This is a genomic window from Weissella sp. DD23 (genome assembly GCF_001579105.1).
Classification (GTDB): Bacteria; Bacillota; Bacilli; order Lactobacillales; family Lactobacillaceae; genus Weissella; species Weissella cibaria.
This window is the reverse complement of the sequence record NZ_KQ970390.1, coordinates 161,240-162,475: the sequence shown is the minus strand read 5'-3', so window position 1 is coordinate 162,475 and position 1,236 is coordinate 161,240. Positions and strand designations below refer to the sequence as shown.

2 protein-coding genes are annotated in these 1,236 nt (G+C 44.7%); both read right to left on the bottom strand.

Annotated features, from left to right (window positions below; genetic code table 11):
* On the bottom strand, positions 1-826 hold an 826-nt coding region (locus WEIDD23_RS00755), incomplete at its 3' end, for an acyltransferase (RefSeq protein ID WP_062358667.1).
* A gap of 88 nt (positions 827-914) precedes the next feature.
* Positions 915-1,236 (bottom strand): hypothetical protein (locus WEIDD23_RS00750; protein ID WP_197458756.1); only part of this gene is annotated, 322 nt, incomplete at its 5' end.

Sequence of the window (1,236 nt, the reverse complement as noted above, 5' to 3'; positions counted from 1 at the left end):
TTTTTGCCCAAGCCCAGACCCCCAACGGCATCAAAAAGCCGCCGATGGTGAAAATACTATAAGCATCGCGCACAGTCTCATGGCGCCAGGCTGAGAAAATAATCGTCAAACTAAACATAATGACGAACCCCAAAACGCTTGCGCCGTACAGCAAATGACGCATGCGCTTCGAGATATCGAAGTTATGGAGATACCAGCCAACAAAGAAAATGCCAATGCCAGTCGACAAGACCATCGGAATGTTGTTCACCAACTGATCTGGTGCCCGGTGGAAAAGTGTGTAGGCGTAGTTAATCACACCGACCCCAATGACATATAAGGCGATGATATATTCAACCACTTTTTGATTTGCCTTTGTCGCAATCAATGATAAAAATGGCACGGCCAAATAAATTGGAATGATGAAATAGAAAAACCAAAAGATAGGTTGAATCGTGTCATATTCTAACCCATTCCAAAAGCCAATTAACGACCAATCAGGATTGTGACCGACAAAATGATTCCAAGCATACCAGACGAACGTCCAAAAGATAAATGGAATTAGCACCTTCGCCCAGCGCTTCTTAAAGAATGTTTTTGTGTCGTACCGATCGCGATAATTAAATAAGTTGGCGCCCGAAATCATAAAGAAAATCGGTACCGCCCAAATAAAGGCAATTTGAATCACCAAACTCAGCACCCAGCGGGGTGAGCCCGGCGTATATTGAAAGGCAAATTCTGAGGTGTGCAACCACATCACTGCAATCGTCGCAATGATATTCAGAATATCCATATAGTAAAACCGCCGGCTACGCTTCTTGACCGGGGTTACAGGTTGATCTGCCATGTCACACGGCTCCTTTTAAATTATTGCTTACAAATCAGTATACCGAAAAAGACACCTCACGACGATGCGAAAGGTGTCTTTTTAATGTTTATTTAGCCTTCCGTCTGTGCCAACTAGTCACAAATAGAATCACCCAACCAATTGCAGATAACAACCAAACTTGGTAAATCCACTTCGGTGTTGTGTAGCTGACTGTCAAACGATGTTCACCCGCTGTCACGTGCACGCCAATCGAACCCCGTTTCGTTTGCTTGGCCGTCACACGATGGCCATCTAGCATCACCCGTTCATTGCCGTACATCAGAATTGGTACATTCAAATTCCCTGATTGTGGTGCGTCGACTTTAAATGTCGCCGACGTCAACCGGTACGTCGCCTTAGCCTTAATTGACTGATTGCCCAAAAAAGTT